The sequence below is a fragment of the Amycolatopsis rifamycinica genome (assembly GCF_000695625.1).
In the GTDB taxonomy this organism is placed as follows: Bacteria; Actinomycetota; Actinomycetes; order Mycobacteriales; family Pseudonocardiaceae; genus Amycolatopsis; species Amycolatopsis rifamycinica.
In genome coordinates, this window is record NZ_JMQI01000020.1 from 1 (window position 1) to 823 (window position 823).

General features: G+C 55.2%; 1 rRNA gene. It reads left to right on the forward strand.

Annotated features, from left to right (window positions below):
- Positions 1-823 (forward strand): 23S ribosomal RNA (locus DV20_RS43780); the annotation flags it as partial.

The following is an 823-nucleotide window of genomic DNA, read 5'->3' on the forward strand; positions in this document are numbered from 1 at the left end:
GTGAAAGGCCAATCAAACTCCGTGATAGCTGGTTCTCCCCGAAATGCATTTAGGTGCAGCGTTGTGTGGTGCTTGCCGGAGGTAGAGCTACTGGTTGGTTGAGCGGGACTACAATCTTAGCAATGTCAGCCAAACTCCGAATGCCGGTTTAAGTTAGCGCAGCAGTGAGACTGTGGGGGATAAGCTTCATAGTCGAGAGGGAAACAGCCCAGATCGCCGGCTAAGGCCCCTAAGCGTGTACTAAGTGGAAAAGGATGTGGGATCGCGAAGACAGCCAGGAGGTTGGCTTAGAAGCAGCCATCCTTGAAAGAGTGCGTAATAGCTCACTGGTCGAGTGGTTCTGCGCCGACAATGTAGTGGGGCTCAAGTACACCGCCGAAGCCGCGGCAACAATCCTGTCCTTGAGGCAGGTGTTGGGTAGGGGAGCGTCGTGCACTGCTGTGAAGCCGTACCGCAAGGGGCGGTGGAGTGTGTGCGAGTGAGAATGCAGGCATGAGTAACGATAGACAAGTGAGAATCTTGTCCGCCGGATGACTAAGGGTTCCTGGGTCAAGTTCGTCTTCCCAGGGTGAGTCGGGACCTAAGGCGAGGCCGACAGGCGTAGTCGATGGACAACGGGTTGATATTCCCGTACCCGTGTATGTGCGCCCATGTGTGAATCAGTGATACTAACCACCCACAATCATGATGACGGGAGGCTTTGCCTTCTGTGTTGTGTGCGTGCGTGGGGCCTGAACTGGTAGTAGCCAAGTGATGGGGTGACGCAGTGGGGTAGCCGAGCCACTTATTGGATTGTGGTGTAAGCGTGTAGCACGAGGGGACA